The 23,507-nt window shown below is 61.6% G+C and carries 23 protein-coding genes; 20 read left to right on the forward strand and 3 right to left on the reverse strand.

All coding sequences use genetic code 11. The annotated features are described in order from the left end of the window. Positions 1–9 precede the first annotated feature (9 nt). The 11 genes from RB548_RS19025 (at position 10) to RB548_RS19075 (ending at position 10,071) form a co-directional block, all read left to right on the forward strand. Positions 10–1,008: a 4-hydroxyproline epimerase gene (locus RB548_RS19025; protein ID WP_331372759.1), complete on the forward strand. Its 999-nt coding sequence runs from the start codon at positions 10–12 to the stop codon at positions 1,006–1,008. A gap of 81 nt (positions 1,009–1,089) precedes the next feature. Then, the gene (locus RB548_RS19030) at positions 1,090–2,154 is read left to right on the forward strand and encodes a GlxA family transcriptional regulator (RefSeq protein ID WP_331372760.1); all 1,065 of its coding nucleotides are present in this window, start codon (positions 1,090–1,092) and stop codon (positions 2,152–2,154) included. 120 nt (positions 2,155–2,274) lie between these two features. After that, the gene (locus RB548_RS19035) at positions 2,275–3,543 is read left to right on the forward strand and encodes an ABC transporter substrate-binding protein (RefSeq protein ID WP_408642383.1); all 1,269 of its coding nucleotides are present in this window, start codon (positions 2,275–2,277) and stop codon (positions 3,541–3,543) included. A 63-nt stretch (positions 3,544–3,606) separates the two neighbouring features. Beyond that, a complete protein-coding gene (locus RB548_RS19040; protein ID WP_331372762.1) occupies positions 3,607–4,584 on the forward strand; it encodes a YVTN family beta-propeller repeat protein in 978 nt (325 codons plus the stop codon). A gap of 145 nt (positions 4,585–4,729) precedes the next feature. Next, positions 4,730–5,518 carry an ABC transporter ATP-binding protein gene (locus RB548_RS19045; RefSeq protein ID WP_331372763.1) on the forward strand — a complete coding sequence of 263 codons (789 nt, stop codon included), beginning with the start codon at positions 4,730–4,732 and terminating at the stop codon, positions 5,516–5,518. A 2-nt stretch (positions 5,519–5,520) separates the two neighbouring features. Beyond that, the gene (locus RB548_RS19050) at positions 5,521–6,387 is read left to right on the forward strand and encodes an ABC transporter permease (protein ID WP_408642424.1); all 867 of its coding nucleotides are present in this window, start codon (positions 5,521–5,523) and stop codon (positions 6,385–6,387) included. Then, complete coding sequence (locus RB548_RS19055) at positions 6,387–7,019, forward strand: hypothetical protein (RefSeq protein ID WP_331372764.1); 633 nt, start codon at positions 6,387–6,389, stop codon at positions 7,017–7,019. The genes RB548_RS19050 and RB548_RS19055 overlap by 1 nt, the downstream gene beginning before the upstream one ends. A 294-nt stretch (positions 7,020–7,313) precedes the next feature. Next, positions 7,314–7,523, forward strand: coding sequence for a hypothetical protein (locus RB548_RS19060; protein ID WP_331372765.1), 210 nt, complete (start codon positions 7,314–7,316; stop codon positions 7,521–7,523). Positions 7,524–7,548: 25 nt separating this feature from the next. Next, on the forward strand, positions 7,549–8,538 hold the full coding sequence (locus RB548_RS19065; RefSeq protein WP_331372766.1) for an ABC transporter substrate-binding protein: 990 nt from the start codon (positions 7,549–7,551) through the stop codon (positions 8,536–8,538). Positions 8,539–8,615: 77 nt separating this feature from the next. Further along, positions 8,616–9,362 carry an ABC transporter permease gene (locus RB548_RS19070; RefSeq protein WP_408642425.1) on the forward strand — a complete coding sequence of 249 codons (747 nt, stop codon included), beginning with the start codon at positions 8,616–8,618 and terminating at the stop codon, positions 9,360–9,362. After that, entirely contained in the window at positions 9,331–10,071 is a 741-nt protein-coding gene (locus RB548_RS19075) for an ABC transporter ATP-binding protein (RefSeq protein WP_331375016.1), read from the forward strand. Before RB548_RS19070 ends, RB548_RS19075 begins: the two co-directional genes overlap by 32 nt. A gap of 39 nt (positions 10,072–10,110) precedes the next feature. On the opposite strand, the gene RB548_RS19080 is transcribed toward RB548_RS19075, so the two are convergent. After that, entirely contained in the window at positions 10,111–10,458 is a 348-nt protein-coding gene (locus tag RB548_RS19080) for a hypothetical protein (protein WP_331372768.1), read from the reverse strand. A gap of 459 nt (positions 10,459–10,917) precedes the next feature. On the opposite strand from RB548_RS19080, the gene RB548_RS19085 reads away from it, so the two are divergent. The 9 genes from RB548_RS19085 to nadE all read left to right on the forward strand — a co-directional run bounded on the left by RB548_RS19085 (position 10,918) and on the right by nadE (position 21,323). Beyond that, on the forward strand, positions 10,918–12,789 hold the full coding sequence (locus RB548_RS19085; RefSeq protein WP_331375017.1) for a methanol/ethanol family PQQ-dependent dehydrogenase: 1,872 nt from the start codon (positions 10,918–10,920) through the stop codon (positions 12,787–12,789). A gap of 163 nt (positions 12,790–12,952) precedes the next feature. Beyond that, positions 12,953–13,477: a c-type cytochrome, methanol metabolism-related gene (locus RB548_RS19090; RefSeq protein WP_331372769.1), complete on the forward strand. Its 525-nt coding sequence runs from the start codon at positions 12,953–12,955 to the stop codon at positions 13,475–13,477. Position 13,478: 1 nt separating this feature from the next. Further along, entirely contained in the window at positions 13,479–14,345 is an 867-nt protein-coding gene (locus tag RB548_RS19095) for a substrate-binding domain-containing protein (RefSeq protein ID WP_331372770.1), read from the forward strand. Positions 14,346–14,572: 227 nt separating this feature from the next. Continuing rightward, positions 14,573–15,148, forward strand: coding sequence for an S-(hydroxymethyl)glutathione synthase (gene gfa / locus RB548_RS19100; RefSeq protein WP_331372771.1), 576 nt, complete (start codon positions 14,573–14,575; stop codon positions 15,146–15,148). A gap of 263 nt (positions 15,149–15,411) precedes the next feature. Further along, a complete protein-coding gene (locus RB548_RS19105; RefSeq protein WP_331372772.1) occupies positions 15,412–15,972 on the forward strand; it encodes a methylated-DNA--[protein]-cysteine S-methyltransferase in 561 nt (186 codons plus the stop codon). Between the two features lie 542 nt (positions 15,973–16,514). After that, positions 16,515–18,452, forward strand: a complete 1,938-nt coding sequence (gene asnB, locus RB548_RS19110; protein WP_331372773.1) for an asparagine synthase (glutamine-hydrolyzing) — start codon at positions 16,515–16,517, stop codon at positions 18,450–18,452. Between the two features lie 23 nt (positions 18,453–18,475). Then, the gene (locus RB548_RS19115; RefSeq protein ID WP_331372774.1) at positions 18,476–18,742 is read left to right on the forward strand and encodes an acyl carrier protein; all 267 of its coding nucleotides are present in this window, start codon (positions 18,476–18,478) and stop codon (positions 18,740–18,742) included. A gap of 29 nt (positions 18,743–18,771) precedes the next feature. Continuing rightward, the gene (locus RB548_RS19120; protein WP_331372775.1) at positions 18,772–20,319 is read left to right on the forward strand and encodes a class I adenylate-forming enzyme family protein; all 1,548 of its coding nucleotides are present in this window, start codon (positions 18,772–18,774) and stop codon (positions 20,317–20,319) included. Continuing rightward, a complete protein-coding gene (nadE, locus tag RB548_RS19125) occupies positions 20,316–21,323 on the forward strand; it encodes an NAD(+) synthase (protein ID WP_331372776.1) in 1,008 nt (335 codons plus the stop codon). The genes RB548_RS19120 and nadE overlap by 4 nt, the downstream gene beginning before the upstream one ends. Positions 21,324–21,456: 133 nt before the next feature. Here the strand turns inward: nadE and RB548_RS19130 are convergent, their stop codons facing one another. After that, the gene (locus RB548_RS19130) at positions 21,457–22,569 is read right to left on the reverse strand and encodes a GNAT family protein (protein WP_331372777.1); all 1,113 of its coding nucleotides are present in this window, start codon (positions 22,567–22,569) and stop codon (positions 21,457–21,459) included. Next, positions 22,566–23,414, reverse strand: a complete 849-nt coding sequence (locus RB548_RS19135; protein ID WP_331372778.1) for a N5-glutamine methyltransferase family protein — start codon at positions 23,412–23,414, stop codon at positions 22,566–22,568. The genes RB548_RS19130 and RB548_RS19135 overlap by 4 nt, the downstream gene beginning before the upstream one ends. Between the last annotated feature and the right edge of the window lie 93 nt (positions 23,415–23,507).

Here is a 23,507-nt window from a genome sequence, read left to right on the forward strand (position 1 = left end):
GATCTGATCATGCGGCACAGTTTCTTCTGCATCGATTCACACACCTGCGGCAATCCGGTCCGTGTCGTCGCCGGGGGCGGGCCTCTGCTTCCGCATCTGCCGATCTTCGAGCGCCGCGAGATCTTCGTCCGCGACCATGACTGGATCCGCAAGGCGCTGATGTTCGAGCCGCGCGGCCACGACGTGATGTCCGGCGCTATCATCTATCCGGCCTTCAGGGACGATTGCGACTTCGCGGCGCTCTTCATCGAGGTTAGCGGCTGCCTGCCGATGTGCGGCGCAGGCACCATCGGCCTCTCGACCGTCGTGCTTGAGGAAGGTCTTGTCCGATCCAGGACGCCCGGCACCCTCTCGATCGAGACGCCGGCGGGACGGGTGGACGTCAAGTACGGGATGGACGGCGATTTCGTTAAAAGCGTCCGCCTGTTCAATGTCGCGAGCTACCTGCATGACGCGGACGTCGAGGTCGATGTTCCCGGTGTCGGGCGCCTCGTGGTGGACATCGCCTACGGCGGCAACTTCTACGCGGTCGTCGAACCTCAGCGGAACTGGCCGGGCCTTGACGGCACGACGGCGTCCGAGCTCGTCGGCCTCAGCCAGAAACTCCGCACGGCACTTGCAGACGCTTGCGATCCCGTGCATCCCGAGGATGAGCGGATTCGTGGCGTCCACCATGTCATCTGGTGCGATCGGGCAAGAGACGAAAACGCCGACGGTCGCGGCGCCGTCTTCTATGGCGATAAGGCGATCGATCGTTCGCCGGGCGGGACCGGAACGTCCGCCCGCATGGCTCAGTTGCACGGAAAAGGGCGATTGAGGATCGGCGAGACCTACCGAAGCGAAAGCCTGATCGGTACGATTTTCGAAGGGCGGGTCGACGCGGCCGCCAAGGTCGGGACGCACGAGGGCATCATGCCGAGCATCGGCGCATGGGCGCGGATCACCGGGCACAACACGATCTTCGTCGATGATCGCGATCCATTGGCCCACGGGTTTCAGATCAAATGAACCGGCGTGACCGAGGCACCGTGAGACTGCCGACCGATACGCACGTTCACTACCGCGCATGACCAGAAAAGTGCGAGCGAAATGGGACACTCCATTCAATCATCGTCGTCGGGGGTCGCCCCGCAGCTGCAGCGGCTGAAAATCGGCTTCATCCTCGCCCGATCCTTCACGTTGTCGGCCTTCGCGTTGTTCGTCGACACCCTGCGGCTGGCGAGCGACCAGCTCGACCGATCGGGCCGGGTCCTCGCCGATTGGCAGGTCCTCGGCAGCACGAGGCACCTGATCACCTCGAGCTGCGGTGTTCAGGTCGCTCCGACTTCCGACTTCGTCGATCCCTGCCAATTCGATTACATCGCCGTTGTCGGCGGCCTGCTGACTGTCGAACAACCGGTCGACCATGAAACCATCCGCTTTCTCAGACAGGCCGCTTCGAAAAGGGTCCCGTTGATTGGCCTGTGCACCGGTTCCTTCATTCTCGCGGAAGCGGGCCTGATGAAAGAGCACGCGACCTGTGTGAGCTGGCTTCACTATCACCAGTTCCGCGAACGTTTTCCTGATCATGAAGTCCGACCGGACCGGCTGTTCAATCTGGACCGCAAGCGCGGCTCTTGCGCAGGGGGAAGCAGCGCCGCCGATCTCGCGGCCGCCCTGGTGAGGCGGCACATCAGTTCGGACGCCGAGCGTAACGCGCTTGAAGTGCTGCAGATTGAGAAGGCCCGTTCGCAGTTCGACAATCAGACGCGACAGCCGCTGCGCGATTACGTCAACGACTCCCGGGTTGCGGCCGTTCTGATAACCATGGAACAGCATCTTGAAGGTGGAATCACCATTGAGGGGCTTGCGGCCTCGGTCGGGCTTTCAAGGCGCCAACTCGAGCGGCTGTTCACTGAAAAAACGAGGATGTCTCCCGCTCTGGCTTTCCGTCGTCTCCGACTGGATCGAGCGAAGCAGATTTTGCTGACGAGCAGGAAACCCATAATCGAAGTTGCCCTCGACGTCGGGTTTGTGAACACCTCGCATTTTACCAAGGAGTTTCGGCGCACCTACGGTCGAACGCCCGCAGAAATCCGGGATTCCGCGGCGCGCGATCGGGAAGCGCCTGGCGAGAAAGGGTCCCCCGCGATGAAACACGCGGGTTGGCTGTAACGTCCAAGCCGCCATCAAAAGCGTAGGCAATCTCTTCCCAATTTACGGTTGAAATCAGGGACATCTCGGTTAAGCTGTTTGCGGCACCGAGGCATTACACAGATCCGGCTGGCGTCGGAGATGGCGTATTCTGTCGACCAAGCGGGATGTGCGGTGCTCCGTATACTCATACTGTTTATCTCTGTTCTTCTCGCGGCTCCAAGCCTATCGAGCGCCGTTGCGCAGGAGTCTTCACCCGCGCCGGCCGACAAGACGGCTCCAGCTAAACAAGTATCGGAGATCAAGCTCGGTTATCTTCGTGCCTATGCTCCGCAACTCGCCCTTTCGGTGCTGGACGTGCCGCCGCGCGACGAAGGTGTCGCGGGGGCGAAGATCGCGATCGGCGACAACAACACGACCGGTAGGTTTCTCGGACAGAAGTTTACGCTCGATGTGTCCGAGGTGAAGCCGGATGCCGACGTCGTGCCGGCTTTCAATGACATGGTGTCGAGGGGCGTTCTCTACATTCTGACCGATCTCTCCGCGACGCAGCTCCTGTCGATTGCCGACCTCGCTCGCGAAAAGCGTGTCCAGATCTTTAACGTCGGCGCCACGGACGACCGTCTGCGCGAGGAGGACTGCCGGGCGAACGTCTTCCACACAGCGCCGACGCGCACCATGCTCGCCGATGGCCTGGCGCAGTATCTGGTCTGGAAGCAGTGGCGGCGATGGGTGCTGGTCTACGGCTCCCATGAGCCGGACAAGCTGTTTGCCGATGCGCTCCGCCGTGCCGCGACCCGCTTCGGCGGCCAGATCGTCGCGCAAAAGGAGTTCACCGACACCGGCACCGCGCGGCGGACGGATACAGGAGTGGTTCAGATCCAACGGCAGATGCCGGTCTTCACGCAGGATTTCCCCGAGCACGATGTGCTGCTCGTGGCAGACGAAAGCGAGGTTTTCGGAACCTATGTGCCGTTCCGGACCTGGATTCCGCGCCCGGTAGCCGGAACCGCCGGTCTGATCCCTTCCGCTTGGCATCCGGCCAGCGAGCAATGGGGCGGCACGCAGATACAAAACCGTTTCGCCAAGGCGAATGGCAGACGAATGTTGTCGAAGGATATGGCCGCGTGGACGGCAGCGAGGATTGTCGGCGAGGCGGCCACGCGCACGCAAAGCTCCGATTCCGAAAAGCTCGCGGCCTTCATTCGCGCCGACGATTTTTCGATCGCCGCCTTCAAGGGGCAGAGGCTGACCTTCCGCAAATGGAACTTGCAATTGCGCCAGCCGATCTTCCTTGGAGACGGCCGTTCCGTCGTATCGACGTCGCCGCAGGAAGGATTCCTGCATCAGGTCTCCGAACTCGACACGCTCGGGATCGACCAGCCGGAGACGCAATGTGCGCTGAAGTAGACTACAGCGCCGCGCGTCCAACGGACGCGCTAAGGTCGCTGTAGCAGACAGGGAGAGAGCCAGATGCTGCGAAGACCGACCCTTCTTTCGGCTGGACTTGCTGCGGCGGCAAGCATGGCTTCGCCGGCGTTCGCTTACATGGTCTATGTCTCCAACGAGAAGGACAACACGGTAACTGTCGTCGACTCGACCACGATGGAGGTGGTCCGCACCATCGATGTCGGCCAGCGGCCGCGCGGCATCACGATTTCGCACGACGGCAAGTTCATCTATCTCTGCGCAAGCGACGACGACACGATCGAGATCATCGATACGGCCACCTACGAGATCGTCGGGTCGCTGCCGTCCGGACCGGACCCCGAGTTGTTCGTCCTTTCTCCCGACGGCAAGACACTCTACGTCGCCAACGAGGACGACAATCTGGTCACCGTCATCGACCTCGAGAGCAAGAGTGTGGCGATGGAGGTACCGGTTGGCGTGGAACCCGAGGGAATGGGTATCAGTCCGGACGGCAAATCATTGGTCAACACCTCGGAAACGACCAACATGGCGCACTTCATCGATACCGAGACCCACGAGATCACCGATAATGTCCTCGTCGATGCCCGGCCGCGCTTCGCCGAGTTCAAGCCCGACAATTCCGAGGTCTGGGTGAGCGCCGAAATCGGCGGCACCGTCTCGGTTATCGACAATGTCAGCCGTGAGGTGAAACAAAAGATCACCTTCGAGATTCCCGGTTTGCGCTCGGAATCGATCCAGCCGGTCGGCGTCCGCATCACCGCCGATGGCAAGAAGGCCTATGTGGCGCTTGGCCCCGCCAATCGCGTCGCCGTGGTCAATGCGGAGACCTACGAGGTCGAAAAATACGTCCTCGTCGGGCAGCGGGCCTGGCAGCTGGCCTTCACGCCCGACCAGAAGACGATCATCAGCACCAACGGCGTTTCGAACGACATCACCTTCATCGACGTTGCTACCGATGAACCCGTTCAGTCGGTGATCGTCGGGGCGCTGCCGTGGGGGGTCGTCGTCAGCCCGAACTGACGTACAGGGCAAGAACGCTTCAGTCACAAAGTAAGAGGCTACACGTCGTCCGTTCCCGATCTGCCGAGAAAGGTTTGCAAGGAACGATCACCATCAAATAGGCTGGGATGCGGGCTAACCTTGCTTCGCGGAGGAACACGACACCATGCAGCATGTTAAGGCCAACGATGGAGTGAGCTTGCCTGCCGCACTTGATGTGGCGGGGGTCAATCATTCCTACGGCCGGAAGCAGGTTCTGTCCGACATTTCCTTCTCAATCGCCCCGGGGCGCTTTACCGTCTTGCTCGGCCTCAACGGCGCGGGCAAGACGACGCTGTTCTCCTTGATCACCCACCTCTACAGCACCCGCCACGGCACAATCCGCATCTTCGGCCACGACGTCGGCCGGGAACCGGGCGAGGCACTGCGCCGGCTTGGCATCGTGTTTCAGGCGCGCACCCTCGATCTTGACCTGAGCGTCTACCAGAACCTCTCCTACCACGCATCGCTGCATGGCATTGGGCGAAGAGACGCCTTGTCACGGATCAAGTCACTGCTTGCCCAGATCGACATGAGCGACCGGTTGTATGACAAGGCACGCAGCCTCTCCGGCGGCCAGATGCGTCGCATCGAGATCGTGCGGGCTCTGCTGCATCGTCCGCCGCTTCTCTTGTTGGACGAGGCGACCGTGGGGCTCGACATCCAGTCGCGTGCCGAGATCCTTGCCACCATCCGTAAGCTCGTGATTACCGATGGCATCAGCGTCTTCTGGGCGACCCACCTCATCGATGAGGTCGAGGAAACCGACCATGTCATCATACTCGACAAGGGCCGGGTGCTCGCGGACGGCAGGGTCGATGACGTCGTCCGTTCCTGTGGCTCAAGCAGCATTCGTGGGGCCTTCGCGACGCTGACCGGGGTCGCTTCGGTTCCGGCCAGTGGAGAACGTCGATGACTATGCAATCTGCCGCAGGACCCATTTCGGCAGGCCCCGCCATGGAGCGTGGCTTCGGCGTCCGTCAATACCTCGTGTGCCTCAAAGGCATCCTGGTCCGGGAAGGGCTCCGTTTTCTCAATCAGCGAGAGCGCTTCATCTCGTCGCTGGTTCGCCCGCTCCTGTGGCTCTTCGTTTTTGCAGCCGGCTTCCGCCAGGTGCTTGGCGTCTCCATCATCCCGCCCTACAAGACCTACGTGCTGTACGAGGTCTATATCACGCCGGGCCTCTGCGGCATGATCCTGTTGTTCAGCGGCATGCAGTCATCACTGTCGATGGTCTACGACCGGGAGATGGGCAACATGCGGACCCTGCTGGTCAGCCCGTTTCCGCGCTGGTTCCTGCTGGTGTCGAAGCTGCTCGCGGGCGTCACCGTATCGATCCTGCAGGTCTACGCCTTTCTCGCCATCGCCTGGTTCTGGGGCGTCAAACCGCCATGGACCGGCTACCTCGTGGTCCTGCCGGCGCTCTTCCTCTCAGGAATGATGCTGTGCTCACTCGGGATGCTTTTGTCGTCGATGATCAAGCAACTGGAGAATTTCGCGGGGATCATGAACTTTGTGATCTTCCCGATGTATTTTGCCTCCCCCGCGCTCTATCCGCTCTGGCGGATTCAGGAATCGAGCCCGCTTCTCTACAAGATCTGCCTTGTAAACCCTTTCACTTACGCCGTCGAGTTGGTTCGCTTCGCCCTTTACGGACAGGTCGACTGGGGATCGCTGATGCTCGTGGTTGCGTTCACCATACTGTTTCTGGGCGGTGCAATCCTCGCCTATGACCCGTCGACCGGCCTGCTCGGCCGCAAGCAGGATGCCGGAGGAAATGCCTGATGCGGTGGCTATCCCTGGCACGCCTCATGCCCGCCGCGGCCGTCGCTGCAATCGCCGCATGGCCGGCCTTTGCAGCGCAGGGAGACGACCCGGACTGGCCGTGTATCCAGCGCAAGGTTCCGGACCTTTCGCTCGGCCAGATATGGACCGGTGGCGAACTGCCGCAAACGGCGGCCGACTGGTCCAAAGATGCGGCCATTTCAGCCTTGGTGACGGAACTGTCGGCCCGTCGCGTTCCGCTTCCGGAGGCGCAGCAAAAGATCAAAAGTTATGCGGAAGGCCTGCCTGAGGGCGAGAGAGAGCAGCGCATGACCATGCTCGTGCAGGGTCTGTTCGACCATATGAACCGGGAGCGCTCGGACGTTATCGCCGGTATTGCGCGCTACGCCCACAGGCAGAGGGACATGGCGACGCTCCTGCGGCAGGAGGCGTCTGCCGTGGACGCCTTGCGGGCCAAACCCGATTCTAACCCGAACGAGCTGGCAGTGCGGAGCGATCGGCTGGTGTTTCAGACGCGCATTTTTCAGGAGCGGGCGGAATCACTGAGCTTCGTCTGCGAGGTACCGACGCTGATCGAGCAGCGCTTGTACGCTCTGGCCAAGGCGATTGCGGAAACGCTGAAAGACCAGTGAGTCCCGGAGCTGTCGCCGTGGCACCTTGCAGTCGGCGGAGTTTCGCGAACGAATTGACGCTCGTTTGTCGCACGCGTATCCTCCTCGTGGGCTTTCCGTCGGGCACCTTGCGAAGGCTACTGCACGTTTCCTTAAATCGTAGCCGATTTAAGGATAAAAACATGCAGCATTTCAAAGTGCTACAGCGTCCTTTGCGCGTCTGATAAGACGCGCGGCGCTGTAGTTGTCGAAGCGGCATGCAGCACATCAGCGAACGTGATTGCCGTGCGCGTTCGCACAGGGAAAGGTGCTCCATTGAACCTCGTCGACCTCGTCCTGACCGTCTGCATGTTGGCCAACCCTAGCAGTTGCCGCACCGAGCACCTGTACTTCGAGGCGCGGGGATCGCTTTTCCAATGCATGGTGTTGGCTCCGACCGAGATCGCGAAGTGGTCCGAGAGCCATCCGACGCTGAAGATCGTGCGATGGAAATGTGCGTTCCCCGACAAGAGCCTGGAAACGTGACATTGCGTTGTTGGGAGGTGGCATCATGAATATATCGCGGCGCGCGCTTTGCGGGATGGCTTTGCTGGCCGCTGCCAGTCCTCTGGGCTTCCAGGCCTCGGCAGCCCCATCCCCGAAGATACGGGTGGGTGTGCTGAAGTTCGGCACGGTGAACTGGGAGCTCGACACCATCAAGCACAACAAATTCGATGCGGCTAACGGCATAGACGTGGAGGTCGTCTATTTCGCCGGCGAGGACGCCACCAACGTGGCCATGTTGGCGGGCGACCTGGACGTTATCGTTTCCGACTGGTTGTGGGTGTCGCGCCAGCGCTCTGAGGGCGAGGATCTCACACTAGCGCCCTACTCGACCGCCGTTGGCGCCATTATGGTCAGGCAGGACGCGCCGATCCGTGCCATCCCCGATCTCGTGGGGAAGAAAATCGGCGTGACCGGCGGATCGCTCGACAAGAGCTGGCTTCTGATCCAGGGGCTTGCGCGGCGTGATCACAAGATCGATCTGCCCAAGGAGAGTGAGATTGTTTTCGGTGCCCCGCCCTTGCTGTCGGAAAAGGCTGTCTCCGGCGAGCTCGATGCGGTCTTGAATTTTTGGCATTTCTGCGCACGGCTGGAGGCAAACGGCTTCCGTCGCCTGATTGGCGCCGACGACGCGGCAAGGGCGCTCGGGGCATCTGGGCCGGTCTCGGCCTTGGGATATGTATTCCACGACAAATGGGCGAACGAAAACACGGATGTGGCGATGAGCTTCGTCAAGGCAAGCGCTGAGGCCAAGAAGCTTCTGGCTCAGTCCGACGCCGAATGGCAGCGTCTGGCACCGATCGTCCGGGCCGAGGGCAGGGAACTCGAGGTGCTGCGCGATCGCTATCGCGAAGGCATTCCAAGGAGGCCGCTCGCCGAAGAGGAAAGCGATGCCGCCAAGCTTTACGAAGTTCTTGCGGAGATCGGCGGCGAGAAGCTCGTCGGGGAGGCGCGGCACATGGCTCCCGGGACGTTCTGGGCTGCATTGAAGACATGACGGCAGAATTCGGATCGGAAAACGGCGTATCCGCAAGCCGGCGCACGCGCACGGTCCCCCGTGGGATCGGCAGCACGCTGCCTGCGGTGACGGCCGTGGCATCGCTCGTCGGATTGTGTCTGCTCTGGAGCCTTGCGGCCGAGATCTGGCCGAGCCGCGCGTTTCCGCCGCCGCTCGACGTCTGGCGGGTGCTTGTCAAGGAGGCGGCGAGCGGCGACCTTGGCTATCACCTGGCGATGACGCTTTGGCGGGTCGCAGCCGCCTACGTCGTTGCCATGGTCGTCGGGTCCGTCATCGGTGTCCTGCTCGGCACGCACAGGCGGACGGATTCCTTCTTCAATCCGTGGCTTGTCCTCTTTCTCAACCTCCCGGCCCTGGTCGTCATCGTCCTCGCCTACATCTGGTTCGGGCTGACCGAGGCCGCCGCGATCGGCGCCGTCGCGATCAACAAGATACCCAATGTCGTCGTCACCATGCGCGAGGGCGCGCGCGCGCTCGATCCCCGTTTCGCGGAAATGGCCACCGTCTACCGGCTCGGGCGGCTCGACCGTCTCCGCCACGTCCTGATGCCGCAGTTGCAGCCCTATATCGCCGCCGCCTCGCGCTCCGGCATTGCGCTGATCTGGAAGATCGTGCTCGTCGTTGAACTGCTCGGCCGCTCGAGCGGCGTCGGCTTCCAGATCTATCTCTATTTTCAGATATTCGATGTTGCCGCCATCCTTGCCTACACGCTAGCTTTCGTGGCCATCATGCTGTTGATCGAACTCCTTCTGGTGCAGCCACTTGAACGACATGCAACCCGCTGGCGTCGCCGCCCCGCTTAAGGTCGACATTACCGAGAAGACGTTCCGGTCGGCGGAGGGCGTTACGATTGTCGCGTTGCGCGGACTTTCCTTCGAGGTGAGGCAGGGCGAATTCGCCTGTCTGCTGGGGCCGTCTGGCTGCGGCAAGACCACGACACTGCGAATCCTGCTGGGCCTCGATCGGCGATTCGCGGGCAGCTATCAGTTGCCCGAAGGCGGCTCCAAGCGTATCGCTGCGGTCTTCCAGGAGCCGGTGCTTCTCCCCTGGCGGACAGTGGAGCAGAATGTCCGCCTTGCGCTGTCTCCGCGGTTGAGGGGCAAGGACCTGGACTCGCTGTTCGAAATCCTGGGTCTCTCGGCAATGCGGTCGCTCTACCCTTCGGAGCTTTCGCTTGGCCTTGCGCGCCGCGCCGCCCTGGCACGGGCCTTCGCGACAGAGCCCGCCATTCTTTTCCTGGACGAGCCTTTCACCTCGCTCGACGAGCGCACCGCCGACAGATTGCGCCGTCTCCTGATGACGGTGTGGGCGGCGAGGCCCACCACCGCCCTGATGGTGACCCACAATCTGCGCGAGGCCCTCCTGCTTGCCGATCGCATCATCGTGCTCTCACCCCGCCCGGCGCAGGTGCTCGGTATCTTCGACGTAGGCCTCTCGCGCCATTCGCGCGACACGCCGGCGCTCGACAATCTCGTTTCGGATTTTCACAAGCGGTATCCGGACGCCGTGTGATCGCGCGCCAAAACCGCCATCCGCTGATTGGGCGACGGCTCAGAAGCAGCGGACGTCCGCTTCGGCCTGCGCGCGCCTCAGTTCGGCGATGGCGGATTTCGCCGGGGCAGTCTGTCGGAATAGAGCTCCTCTTTCGCCCGTCTCGAGTCCCAGGCTCCTGAACGTTGCGGCCGCCTCGTAGTGTTCGTAGGGCATGATCGAGGCTATGACGTCGATGGAACAGGAACAGCTCTCGAGCGCGGCGCGTGTTTCGCCATTGGCTTTCATGCAGCCATACACATAGTCGACGATTGCAACGGTCGGGTAGCTTCCGGCTGCCGATGCGGTCGCAGCATAGGCGAACGCGGCGAGGAAGGCGATCACGTCCAAGTTACCAGTCGTCACCATGAAAATCTCCAGGTATTAATGCGTAGATGGGGGCCAGGTTACGCCGATCTGCACGCTGTATTATTATAGTAACTACCTTGGCGAAAGAAATCTAAAGCTTATAAATATTAGTAATATATGTGTTGCACAGCAGCATTTTTTTGTTGTTGCGCTGCAAGCATATCGTATATTTAATCTTGCCTTAACCGGTCTAATCGCCTATTCTGCTAGGTGTTTCCGGCTTCAAGCCTTGTCTCTTGGGAGCGTAAAAGTCGCGTCGGTCAAGAGGACGGGCAATAACGGTGCCCTCTGCCCATCCAACTGAACCGTGAAACGCTGAAGGAAGCAGATATCCCACGACAAGCATGACAGAGCTTGGGCTGGCCTTGTGGTCTCCCGAGGATTGTGTTGACGCGCCTCGGATCCACATCGACATCGGGAGGAATCCGCATGCGCATACTCGGAAAACTATATCTGCCGATGACCGCCGCTGGACTTCTGACGGCGGCTCTCGCCGGAAATGCGTTCGCCAATGACGAACTGACGAAACTGGCGGCCGACGCGAAGAACTGGGCGATGCCCACGGGCGACTATGCCAATCACCGTTATTCCAAGCTCAACCAGATCACAAAGGACAACGTCAAGGACCTGCAGGTCAAGTGGACCTTCTCGACCGGTGTCCTGCGTGGCCATGAGGGCGGACCGCTGGTGATCGGCGACGTCATGTACATTCATACGCCGTTTCCCAACAACGTCTATGCCCTTGATCTCAACAACGACGGCAAGATCCTCTGGAAATACGAGCCAAAGCAGGATGCGAACGTCATCGGCATCATGTGCTGCGACACGGTCTATCGCGGCGTCGCCTATGGCGATGGCAAGATAATCCTGGCCCAGGCGGACACGACGGTCGTTGCTCTCGACGCCAAGACCGGCAAGGTCGTCTGGTCTGTGAAGAATGGAGAGCACATCGATGGCAGCAAGGCGGAATCCAGCACCGGTGCGCCGATGGTCGTCAAGGACAAGGTGCTGGTCGGCATATCTGGTGCGGAATATGGTGTCCGCGGCTCGATGGCGGCGTACAATCTGAAAGACGGGTCGCTTGCCTGGAGAGCCTATTCGACTGGCCCCGACTCTGAAATGCTCGTCGACCCCGAAAAGACCACTCACCTCGGAAAGCCGATCGGACCTGACTCTGGTGTAAAGAGCTGGGAAGGCGAGGAGTGGAAGACCGGCGGCGGCACGACGTGGGGGTGGTACTCCTATGATCCGAAGCTGAACCTGATTTACTATGGCACGGCTAATCCGGGGACCTGGAATCCCGTGCAGCGCCCAGGCGACAATCGCTGGTCCATGACCCTGATGGCGCGTGACGTCGATACCGGTATGGCCAAGTGGCTTTATCAGATGACCCCGCACGACGAATGGGACTTTGACGGCGTCAACGAGAACATTCTCGTCGATCAGATGCAGATCAACGGTCAGCCGCGCGACGTGCTCGTGCATTTTGACCGCAACGGCTTTGCCTACACCCTCGATCGGGCGACGGGAGAGCTTCTGGTTGCCAAGAAGTATGATCCGAAGGTCAACTGGGCGACGGAAGTCGTCATGGATCCGAAGAGCGATAAGTATGGCCGGCCGCAGGTCGTGGCGAAATACTCCACCGAACAGAACGGCGAGGACGTGAATTCGACGGGGATATGCCCCGCTGCCCTCGGCACGAAGGATCAGCAGCCAGCGACTTATTCACCGAAGACCGGCTTGTTCTACGTGCCGACAAACCACGTCTGCATGGACTATGAGCCCTACAAGGTCAGCTATACGGCCGGTCAACCTTATGTCGGTGCGACCCTTTCGATGTATCCGGCCCCCGACAGCCATGGCGGCATGGGCAACTTCATTGCCTGGGATGCTGCCAAGGGCGAGATCGTCTGGTCGAAGCCCGAGCGGTTCTCGGTCTGGTCGGGCGCTCTGGCGACCGAAGGGGACGTGGTCTTTTACGGAACACTGGAAGGCTACATCGTTGCGGTCGATACGGCGGGTAACGAACTCTACCGGTTCAAGACGCCCTCCGGCATCATCGGCAATATCAACACGTTCGAACACGGCGGCAAGCAGTATATCGCCGTCTTGTCCGGCGTTGGCGGCTGGGCAGGCATCGGGCTCGCCGGCGGCCTTCTGGGAGCGGAGGGTGCAGCGGCGTGGCAGCAGGCCGTGGCCGGTAAGAACGCTCCGACCGAAGAAAGCGAAAGCATCTCCACGGCAGGCTTGGGTGCAGTCGGTGGTTATGCCGGACTGGCGGAGTACACGACGCTTGGCGGGCAGTTGACCGTCTTCGGGCTTCCGGACTGATGACCTGTTCAAGAGTGATGGGGCGGTGTCTGCGGCGCCGCTCCATCAGACATCGATCGCCCGAGGCAATGACCGCCGGGCAATCCGTATCTCCGTTCGTAAAAACCCTGATAGGTCCTGCTGGAGCAGCGTGTTCCGGTTTTCCCAAAGCGTGGAGTTGTTGATGGCTTTCCGTAATGCAGTTCTGGCGCTCGGCGCCGTGTTCCCGCTCCTGATTTCCGGAAATGTTGCAGCGGCAGACGACAAGGAAAAAGCCGCAGCGGTCAAAGACGAAGACGGCAAATACTTCGATGCGGAGGGAAACCCGACATTCAAGTTTCAGAGCGACGGGACGGTCGACTGGTACACCTTCAGCGGCTATCGGCGCTATCACTCGGACTGTCACGTCTGTCACGGCCCCGATGGGGTCGGCTCGAGTTATGCACCCGCCTTGGCCACGTCCATGAAGAACATGGATTATCCGACTTTCCTCTCGGTTGTTGCGGAGGGACGCAAGAACGTCGGCGGCGGCAAGGAAAACGTCATGCCGGCATTCGGCGACAACAAGAACGTCTATTGCTACCTCGACGACATCTACGTCTACCTGCGCGCCCGCGCCGTTGGCGCCGCGCCTCGGGGTCGTCCGCCCAAAAAGGCCGACAAGCCCGAAGCGGCGAAGGCCTACGAGGCGTCCTGCATGGGTGAATGACATGGCACACGGCGCCCATCGGACCTGCAAGATAGCCCTCATCTCGACGGCGATGGCCGCCGCACTGATGCCGCTCCAGGCGCTATCCCAGGGCGCCGGGCTCGGAGCCGCTGGCGAACTGGTCGATCCGGAGACGCTGCGCGTCTGCGCCGACCCGTCCAATATGCCCTTCTCCGACCAGAGCGGCGAAGGCTTCGAGGACAAGCTCGCCAAGATGGTCGCAGCCAAGACAGGACGAGGCTCCGTCGCCTACATGTGGTATCCTTCGATCACTGGTTTTGTGCGCAACACGCTCGGTGCCAATCGCTGTGACATCATCATGGGCTATGCGCAGGGAGACGAACTCGTCCAGAACACCAACGCCTATTATCGCTCCTCCTATGTGTTGGTTTACAGGAAGGATGGCGACCTTGCAGGCGTAGAAACGCTGGTCGATCCGAAGCTTGCCGACAAGAGGATCGGCGTGGTCCAGGGGACGCCGCCCTCCGCCAATATGGCGGCGGCAAAACTGATGCGCAAGGCGAAGGTCTATCCGCTCACGGTCGACACGCGGATAATGCCGTCGGTGGCGGAGATCATGATCCGGGACATGCTGGCAGGCGTGATTGACGCCGCCGTGATCTGGGGTCCGATGGCAGGCTATTACGCCGGCAAGTCCGGGGCCGAACTGGCGATCGTGCCTTTGACCAGCGAGAAGGGCGGCCAGCGCATGATCTATCGTATCACGATGGGAGTACGGCCCTCCGACCAGCAATGGAAACGCACGCTCAATTCCTTCATCAGGGACAACCAGGCGGAAATCAACAAGCTCCTGCTCTCCTATGGCGTCCCGCTGCTCAATGAACGCGACGAAAGGATCACGCAGTGATGTTCGAGTACCTCGCGACACTGGAAATGCGCGATGCCGGAGATACCGCGGTGTCATCTGCCGGTGATCGTCGCCGCGCGTCCTATCAGGCGCGCCAGGGACGTTGCAGCACTTTGAATTGCTGCTTGTTCCCCTAAATCGGGTACGATTTAGGGGAACAGGCAGCGAGCCGAAGCGCCGCCGCATGCAAGACGGACCGGGCTTCGACACAACAGGGAGGACAAGCAATGGAAAGTTCTGTTCGCATTCATCCGGCGGTGGATGGCGGCATCCGACCGGCCAACCCGGATTTTGCCGGAGGTACGCTTGTTTGCGCCTGCACGGACAGGCCCGTCAAGGTCCGGATCGAGGGCCAGATCGCCCACAACCACGCTTGCGGCTGTACCAAATGCTGGAAGCCAAGTGGCGCCGATTTCTCCATTGTCGCAGTTGTTCCGCACGACAAGTTGACGGTGCTCGAGAACGGCGACAAGCTGCAAGTGGTCGACCCGTCCGCGCTGATCCAGCGGCACGCCTGCAGGGAGTGCGGCGTTCATATGTATGGACCGGTGGAGCGGGAACATGCCTTCCAGGGGCTGGACTTCATTCACCCCGAGCGCTTCCAGGAGTCGGGCTGGGCTCCGCCCGGCTTCGCCGCCTTCGTCTCCTCGATCATCGAATCGGGTGTCGACCCTGGCCGCATGGATGGCGTCCGCGCTCGCCTGAGGGAGCTCGGGCTGGAGCCCTATGACTGCCTGTCGCCAGCCCTGATGGACTATGTTGCCACCTGGGTCGCGAAGAAATCGGGCGCGCTTTCGAGCTGATCGCGCAGGCGGATTTGATGCGGGCCGGTCAGCGTCCTGACCCTGACGCTGACCGGGAGCGCGGACTTTGTTGTATGGAAACATCTTCGCGTCCGGGCTATCCTGTCTGCAGGCCCGAAACGCCACGGTCATATCGCCCGCAGTGGCGCTTCCCGATGGCCCTCTTTCGCACTCACACATCCTCTTCGCTGCGCCGAAAACGGGTTGAAGTCGGGGTCGGAAAGCACGATTCTTATGTCATAGGAAACGTGGAGGCCCACGTGATGGGACAAACAGTGTACCATTACCTCATCTTCGAAACCGTTGGCGGTTTCTGCGGCATCGCCTGGAACGACAACGGCATAACGCGCTTCCAGCTGCCGACAAAAGATGCCGCCGCGACCGAGCAAATGCTGCTGCGTCGCATTCCGGATGCCGAGCCCGGTACGCCTACGCCGGACGTGCTGGAAGCAGTCGCGGCCGCGAAGCGCTACTTCGAGGGTGAGGAAACGGATTTCTCCGGCGTGAGGCTTGATCTCGCCGGACAGGAAGCGTTTTTCAAGGAGGTATATGCCGCTGCGCGGCGAGTCCGGTGGGGGCAGACGACCACCTATGGCGCGTTGGCGAAGGAGCTCGGTGCCGGACCGGAAGCGGCGCGAGACGTCGGCCAAGCCATGGCGAAGAATCCGGTTCCGCTGATCATTCCCTGCCACCGCGTCCTCGCCGCTGGCGGCAAGATCGGCGGTTTCTCCGCGCCGGGCGGTGCATCGGCAAAGACGCGCATGCTCGAACTGGAAGGCGTTCATGTCGGCGCGCCGCCCGTGCAACAATCCTTCGGCTTCTGAAGCAATAACAAGAAAAGTGCGTAACGTCCGGAACAGAGGCGCGTTCGAATCGACGCGCAAGACACGCTCTGGCGCTTTCTTCTCTGAACCGCTTCCGTGATTCCGCTTGAAGCCGGCATCCCCAGCCGCCTGCGCCGCGTGTGACCGCCACCTACAGCGGTCTCACATCGATCCTGGCATCGATATCACGCGGATCCAGTGGCGTGCAGCGTTAACCACAAATCCATGTAATCCGGGCGCTGGCCTCGGCGAGCTTGTTAAAGGATCGTTAATGACAATATAAGTTCCGCAGCTCAATAGAAGAGAGACGACGTGGATGTAAAACAATGCGGGTTTTTTTGGCGGATGCATAATAACTATCGATTGAGGAATTGTGTAAAATTTTAGAAAAAGAGTATCGGTCCGCAATTGTATCCTTTTGTGGTTTTCGTTCCGATCCAGATTGATTTACCATTTCAATGAAAACACTCGACAGTTAACTCTTGCTGTCGATATCCCGGCTATATTTTCCGCGTTGTCAGCGGGCGTCAGAGTATCTCGTCATGTGCGGTTTTGGTGGCTATTTCGGCTCGGTTCCGGATGGAAAGGCTCTTCTTGAGAAGATGACGGTCGCGATTGCCCATCGCGGACCGGATGAGCAAGGCGTTTTCACGGCGCCGCAGGCCGGTCTTGGCCATGTCAGGCTGTCGATCGTCGGGTTGGGGGATGGCCAGCAGCCGATGTCCGATGCCTCCGGCGAGCTGACGATCGCCTTCAACGGCGAGATCTTCAATTATGTCGAACTGCGCGACGAGCTTCGCGCCAAGGGCCGCCGTTTCCGCACATCCAGCGACACGGAGGTCATCCTCCATCTTTACGATCAGATGGGCGAGGATTGCGTATCCCGCCTCAACGGCGATTTTGCCTTTGCACTGTGGGACAATCGGCGTCGGCGGATGCTGCTGGCGCGTGACCGCATGGGTGTCCGGCCGTTGTTTTATACGATGCGGGCGGGAACGCTCTATTTCGCCTCAGAAGTCAAGGCGCTCCTTCAGGTTCCCGGCATTTCCGCGGAGATCGACCCGATCGCGCTCGACCAGATTTTTACGCTCTGGGCGCCGATCGCGCCGCGCACGCCGTTCAAGGACATCTTTGAGCTCGAACCGGCAAGCCTGGTGGTTGCCGACGAGCGGGGCGTGGCCACGCGGAGCTATTGGAGCCTCGAGTTTGCGGACCGCGATGCGCCGCCCCGGCATGTGAACGAAGGCAAGGCTGCCGAGGAACTGCGCACGCTTCTGACCGACGCGACGCGCATCCGCATGCGGGCCGACGTGCCGGTCGGCTCCTATCTGTCGGGTGGCCTCGATTCGTCCATCGTTTCGGCGCTCGCCGCCGGCATGGCGCCGCAAGGGCTTCGAACCTTTTCCGTGACCTTCGACAGCGCCGAACATGACGAGAGCGCCTTCCAGAACGAGATGGCTGTCGCCCTCGGCACCGATCACAGGGCTGTCGCCTGCCGCGCCGGCGATATCGCGAAGGTTTTCCCGGACGTGGTCCGCTATGCCGAGAGGCCGGTGCTTCGAACTGCGCCGGCCCCCTTGTACCAACTCTCCGGCCTGGTGCGCGATACGGGTCTGAAGGTGGTGCTGACAGGCGAGGGGGCGGACGAGGTTTTCGCAGGCTACGACATCTTCAAGGAGTCGCGCGTGCGCCGCTTCTGCGGCCGACAACCCGGCTCGCGGATAAGGCCGCATCTGTTCCGCAAGCTTTATCCCTATCTGCCCGGCCTCAAGCAGCAGTCGCCCGAATATCTGGCGGCGTTTTTCGGCGCCGGGAACGACCCACTTGACGATCCGCTCTTTTCGCACCGCCCGCGGCTCAAGGGGACGGCAGCGACGAAAATGTTCTTCTCCGGCGACTTGCGTGCGAGGTTGGCGGGTTATGATGCAGCAGACGAGCTCGTCAGCCGCCTGCCCGAGGCCTTCGGCCGCTGGCATCCGCTGCATCAGGCGCAATTTCTCGAAAGCCGCTTCCTTCTGCCGGGCTACATCCTTTCGAGCCAGGGCGACCGCATGGCGATGGCGCATGGGGTCGAGGGCCGATTCCCCTTCCTCGATCATCGCCTCGTCGAATTCGCCGCGGGACTGCCGCCGGAAATGAAGCTCAAGGGTCTGGTGGAAAAACACATTCTGCGCGAGGCGACAAAGGATCTCCTGCCGCCTTCGATCGGCAAGCGGACCAAGCAGCCCTATCGCGCGCCGGACAGCCATTCCTTCAGCGGCCGGGGCGAATTCGACTACGTGCGCACCGCCATGGGCGAAGAGGCGATTGCCGCCGGCGGCCTCTTCAACGCAAAGGCGGTGACGAAACTTTACGAGAAGTGCCGGGCACGCCCGGCCTCCGGCTTCCGCGACAACGCGGCCTTCGTCGGCATCCTGTCGACGCAACTGTGGCTGCAGACATTCACCGGCACGAGCATCCGCACGGCGGAGGCTGCCTGAAACCAGATAGGAAAGGATAAGACATGACAGAAACGATCAAGGACAGCGTCAAGGCGTTCATCATCGAGAATTTTCTCTTCGGTGATACGTCCTATGAGCTCGCCGATACGGCATCGCTGATCGAGAACGACATCATCGATTCGACCGGGGTGCTGGAGCTTGTCGCGTTCATCGAGGACCGTTTCGGCATCGCCATGGCGGACGCCGATATCGTGCCGGCAAACCTCGATTCGCTTGCACGCATTTCCGCATTCATCGCGGCGAGAAGCGCCGTGCCGGTATCGGCATAGACGGCGACAGGTTGGGGGGCGTCACGCGTATGCGGTTCGAGCAATTTCTCATCAGGAACGCCGGAGCAAGCGGCGGCAAGACGGCGCTCGTCACCGAGCGGAAGCGGCTGAGTTACGAAGAGCTCGATGATCTCTCGGCCCGCCTTGCCGCTGCCCTCGCTGCAAACGGCGTAAAGCGGAACGACCGGGTTCTGGTCTTCATGGACAATTGCTGGGAGGCGGCGGTTTCGATCTTCGCGATCCTCAAGGCCGGTGCGACCTTCAGCCCGATCAACGCGTCGACCAAGGCCGACAAGCTCGCCTATATCATCGACGATTGCGACGCGGCGGCGATTCTCACTCAGGCCAAGCTGATGCCGATCGTCGCGGAGGCACGCGACCTTCTGCCCGGCGCGCCACCCTTCGTCGCTTCGACCGCTGCGCCAGGAGGCCGGACGCCGGAAGGCGCCGCTTCGTTCGAGGATTGCCTGGCGGCAGCACTCCTCTTCGTCCCTCATGGCGGCATCGATATCGATCTCGCGATGCTGATCTACACCTCCGGGTCGACCGGCCGGCCCAAGGGCGTGATGATGACGCATCGCAATATCGATGCGGCTTCGGAATCGATCACCACCTATTTGCGCAACACGCCGGACGACGTCATCCTCAACGTCCTGCCGCTCGCCTTCGACTACGGCCTCTATCAGCTCCTGATGGCTGTCCGGCTTGGGGCCACGCTCGTCCTCGAAAAGTCCTTCGCCTTCCCGCAGGCGATCTTCGAGCGGATTCGTGCCGAAGGCGTGACGGGCTTTCCTCTCGTGCCGACGATGGCGGCGATGATCCTGCAGATGCGCGATCTCGAGCCCGGCTTTCTGTCGAGCCTTCGCTATATCTCCAACACGGCCGCGGCGCTGCCGCCGGCCCATATCGCGCGTCTGAGAGAACTCTTCCCCTCTGCCCGGCTCTATTCCATGTACGGCCTGACGGAATGCAAGCGCTGCACCTATCTGCCGCCTGAGGAACTCGATCGTCGGCCCGGATCGGTCGGGATCGCCATTCCGAACACGGAAGCCTTCGTCGTCGACGACGAGGGAAACCCGGTGCCGCCTGGCGTTCCCGGCGAGCTGGTGATCCGAGGCCCGCACGTGATGCAGGGATACTGGCGTAATGACGCGGCGACCGAGCGCATGCTGCGGCCCGGCCCGAACCCCTGGGAGAAGGTGCTTTACACGGGTGATCTCTTCCGGGCCGACGAGGAAGGCTTCCTCTATTTCGTCGGCCGCAAGGACGACATCGTCAAGACGCGCGGCGAGAAGGTGGCGCCGAAGGAAGTCGAGACCGTGCTGCATGCCCATCCGGGAATTGCGGAAGCGGTTGTGATCGGTGTTCCTGATCCGGTGCTCGGGGCTGCGATCGGAGCGCTTGTCGTTCTTTCGGATCCGGCCCTCACCGAGAAGGACATCATTCGGCATTGCGCCCGCCACCTCGAGGATTTCATGGTGCCGAAGATCGTCGAATTCCGCACCGAACTCCCGAAGACCGATACAGGCAAGGTCAGCCGCAGGCTGGCGGCCGAAACATTGGAGCCCGCAGAATGAACATCCGTCCGGATCAGGATAAATTTGTCTTCTCGGCCGATAGCCTGAAGGTGGACGCGGCCGCGGAGACGGATCGCATCGTCGAAGGGCTGCGCGCGCAGCTGCGCGGCATGCGCAAACGCGGCCTCGTGCTCGGCCTTTCCGGCGGCATCGATTCCAGCGTCTCGGTGGCACTGGCGGTGCGCGCCGTCGGTGCGAAGAATGTTTTCTGTGTGTTCATGCCGGAAAACGACTCCGATCCGGAGAGCCTTCGCCTCGGCCGGCTGGTGGCGGAAAGCTTCGGCGTCGAGGCGGTCGTCGAGGACATCGGACCAACGCTCGCGGCAATGGGCTGCTACAAGCGCCGCGACGCTTTCATTCGAGAGCTTGTTCCCGACTATGGGTTGGGCTGGGCATCGAAGATCGTCATCGCCAACGCGCTCGAAGGCGATGGCTACAACATCTCCTCGCTGGTCGTGCAGGATCCTGCGGGAAAGCAGACAAGGTTGCGCATGCCGCCCTCGGTCTATCTCGGCATCGTTGCCGCGACGAACATGAAGCAGCGCACGCGCAAGCAGATCGAATATTATCACGCCGACCGGTTGAACTTCGCCGTTCTCGGAACCCCGAACAGGCTCGAATACGACCAGGGCTTCTTCGTCAAGAACGGCGACGGCGCGGCCGACGTCAAGCCGATCGCGCATCTCTACAAATCGCAGGTCTATGAGCTCGCCGCCTACCTTGACGTCCCCGAGGAAATCCGGCGCAGGCCGCCGACAACGGACACCTATTCGCTCGCGCAGACGCAGGAGGAATTTTACTTCTCGCTGCCCTACGATCGCATGGACCTCTGCCTCTATGGTCTCAACAACGGCATCAGTGCCGAGGCGGTTGCCCGCGTGGCGCAACTGACCGCGATCCAGGTGGAGCGCGTCTGGGCCGACATTGCTGCCAAGCGCAAGGCGACACGCTACCTGCACCTGGGGCCGCAGCTCGTCCAGCCTGTTGAGGAAATCGGTCACTAGGTCGCGATGATTCTGGGTCGGATCGACCCAAAATCATAAACGTGAGACGCGGGATACGGGCGGAAAACCGCGCACACTTTTCCTCATCCCGCTCTGTCCGGGACGGGGCGCCAGCGTTCTCTCCAGCGCGGTGTCAATCGAAACGGCCACCGAACACACGGTTCCATTGTTCGCCTGCGAGCCCGTTCATGAAGCCTTGCGCTTTGCGGAAGGCGTCGACGAGTTCTTCGTCGCGGGAGTGGACGACGGTCGAGGCTGCGTGAACGAAAGCAATGCGGCGGCCGAGCATCGCTTCCAGCAGGGCGGGCTGTGTTCGCCCGCGCAGGCCCGCAACACCGCGCGCTGCTGCGTGGTCGATGAGGCAGTCGATGACGGGACCGGCTTGTCCCGGCGCGGCGAGAACCTGAAGCACCCTGGCGATACCGCCGGCACGTACGTGGTAGAAGAACCCACCCACCGGCGTGCCGCCGCGAGCGGTGACGGCAGCGAAGACCGGCTCGCCAAATTCCGGCTTCTCGACTGCATCCGCCAATACGTGATCGAGTTGTCCTGGCGCCCAGTCGGGGCGCAATGCGAACTGCGCCGTCAGCCGTTCGAAGAGAGCGGCAAAGGCGTACCGATTGATGTCCGAGACCTGCAATGCCCCGCGGGCGGGCGGGCTTTCCGCCAGGCCCGACCAGCGCAATCTGCCACGGTCCATCCTGTTGCGATAAAGGTGATCGACCGACCGCGCCAGTGGGCTTAGCAGGCGGGCCGGCCGGATGCGGCCCGCGACGAGATCGAGCGCGAAAGCCGAAGGCCGGACGACCCGTATCCACTCGAGACTGTATTGGGGAAGCGCGATGCCGCGCAGCTTGGTCCACATCTGCGTGGAAACTTCGCTCGCGGTCTCGCTGAAGGAAAGATCCTGCGGGCCGGCGAGAAAAGCCTTGAGAAGTCGTGCGCCGGCAAGCGGATCGTTCTCGTGCCCCTCGACCATCAGCGATCCGCAGATCGCCGCGCGCAATCGTCTGCCGTTGAAGGTCATCGGCAGGGCGTTCACGCCGACGAAGCCGGAAATGCGCCCGCCTCCGTTGACGTAGACGAGCGGCGAAATCTCCGGGTCGCATCCGGGCGCTTCCAGATAGAGCTGGCGGAGATAGTCGATGAAGGTGGGCGGCGTCACTTGCCCGTTGCGAAATACGCTCTGGAACAGCCCGGCAACGGCCGGAATGTCCGCCGCTTCCAGAGGACGGATATCGCTCATCTTGCGCGTCCTTCGAATGCGTTGACCGGGCTTTCGCTGGCAAGCTTCTGCACCAAGGCCACGCGTGGCTTGCCCGCTGCATCTGTCGCAAATGTCACGGCGCCATAGGCCTTGGTCCGGGCGAGAAGCGCGGCCGCCTGCCGTTCCTGCCCTTCTCCAAACTCGAACAGCAGCCGGCCGCCCGGCTTCAGAAAGGCAATGGCGTCGCGCACCAGGCGTTGATGGATGGATATGCCATAGGGGCCGCCGTCGAAGGCTTCGCGCGGTTCGGTTGTGAGAAGATGGGCGCTGTCGCTTTCGAGGCGCGATGTCGAGATGTAAGGCGGATTGCAGACGACCAGGTCGACCGCGCCTTCGAGCCCCTCACCCTCGAGCGCGGCGAAAAGATCGCCCTGCCGGATGGCTACGCGCCCTTGAAGGGCGAGACGCTCGACGTTGCGGCGCGCAAGCGCCACCGTGCTGTCCGTCAGATCCGCGCCCCAGACACGCGCGGAAGGAATGTTGGCCGCGATGCCGAGCGCAAGGTTGCCTGAGCCGCAGCACATGTCGATGACCGTCGCCTGCCCGGCGTGATCGCGAAGGATGGCCGCGGCGCGACGCCCGAGGAGCTCGGTTTCCTCCCTTGGCACCAGGACGTCCGGCGCCAGCTCGAGCTCGACGTCCATGAACCGAACGAGGCGAACCGAGGGGTCGCCTGCCCGATTGCCGCGTAATTGATCGTGGCCCTGCTGCACGAGCGCTCCTTGGGTTTGGGGATGGAAAATCAGATCGCCGCGGACCCTAACGCATCCAGGTAAACGGAAGCTAAAATGCAATTGATGCGAGTATGTTAACCGCGCAATCATTTCTGCGTGGTAGGGTCCGCGCGATCGATGCCGGTGACCGGGCGGACCACGCGTCCGCCCGATTGCCGCGCACGACGTCAGGCAGTCGTCAAA

This window comes from Sinorhizobium chiapasense, assembly GCF_036488675.1.
GTDB classification, from domain to species: Bacteria; Pseudomonadota; Alphaproteobacteria; order Rhizobiales; family Rhizobiaceae; genus Sinorhizobium; species Sinorhizobium chiapasense.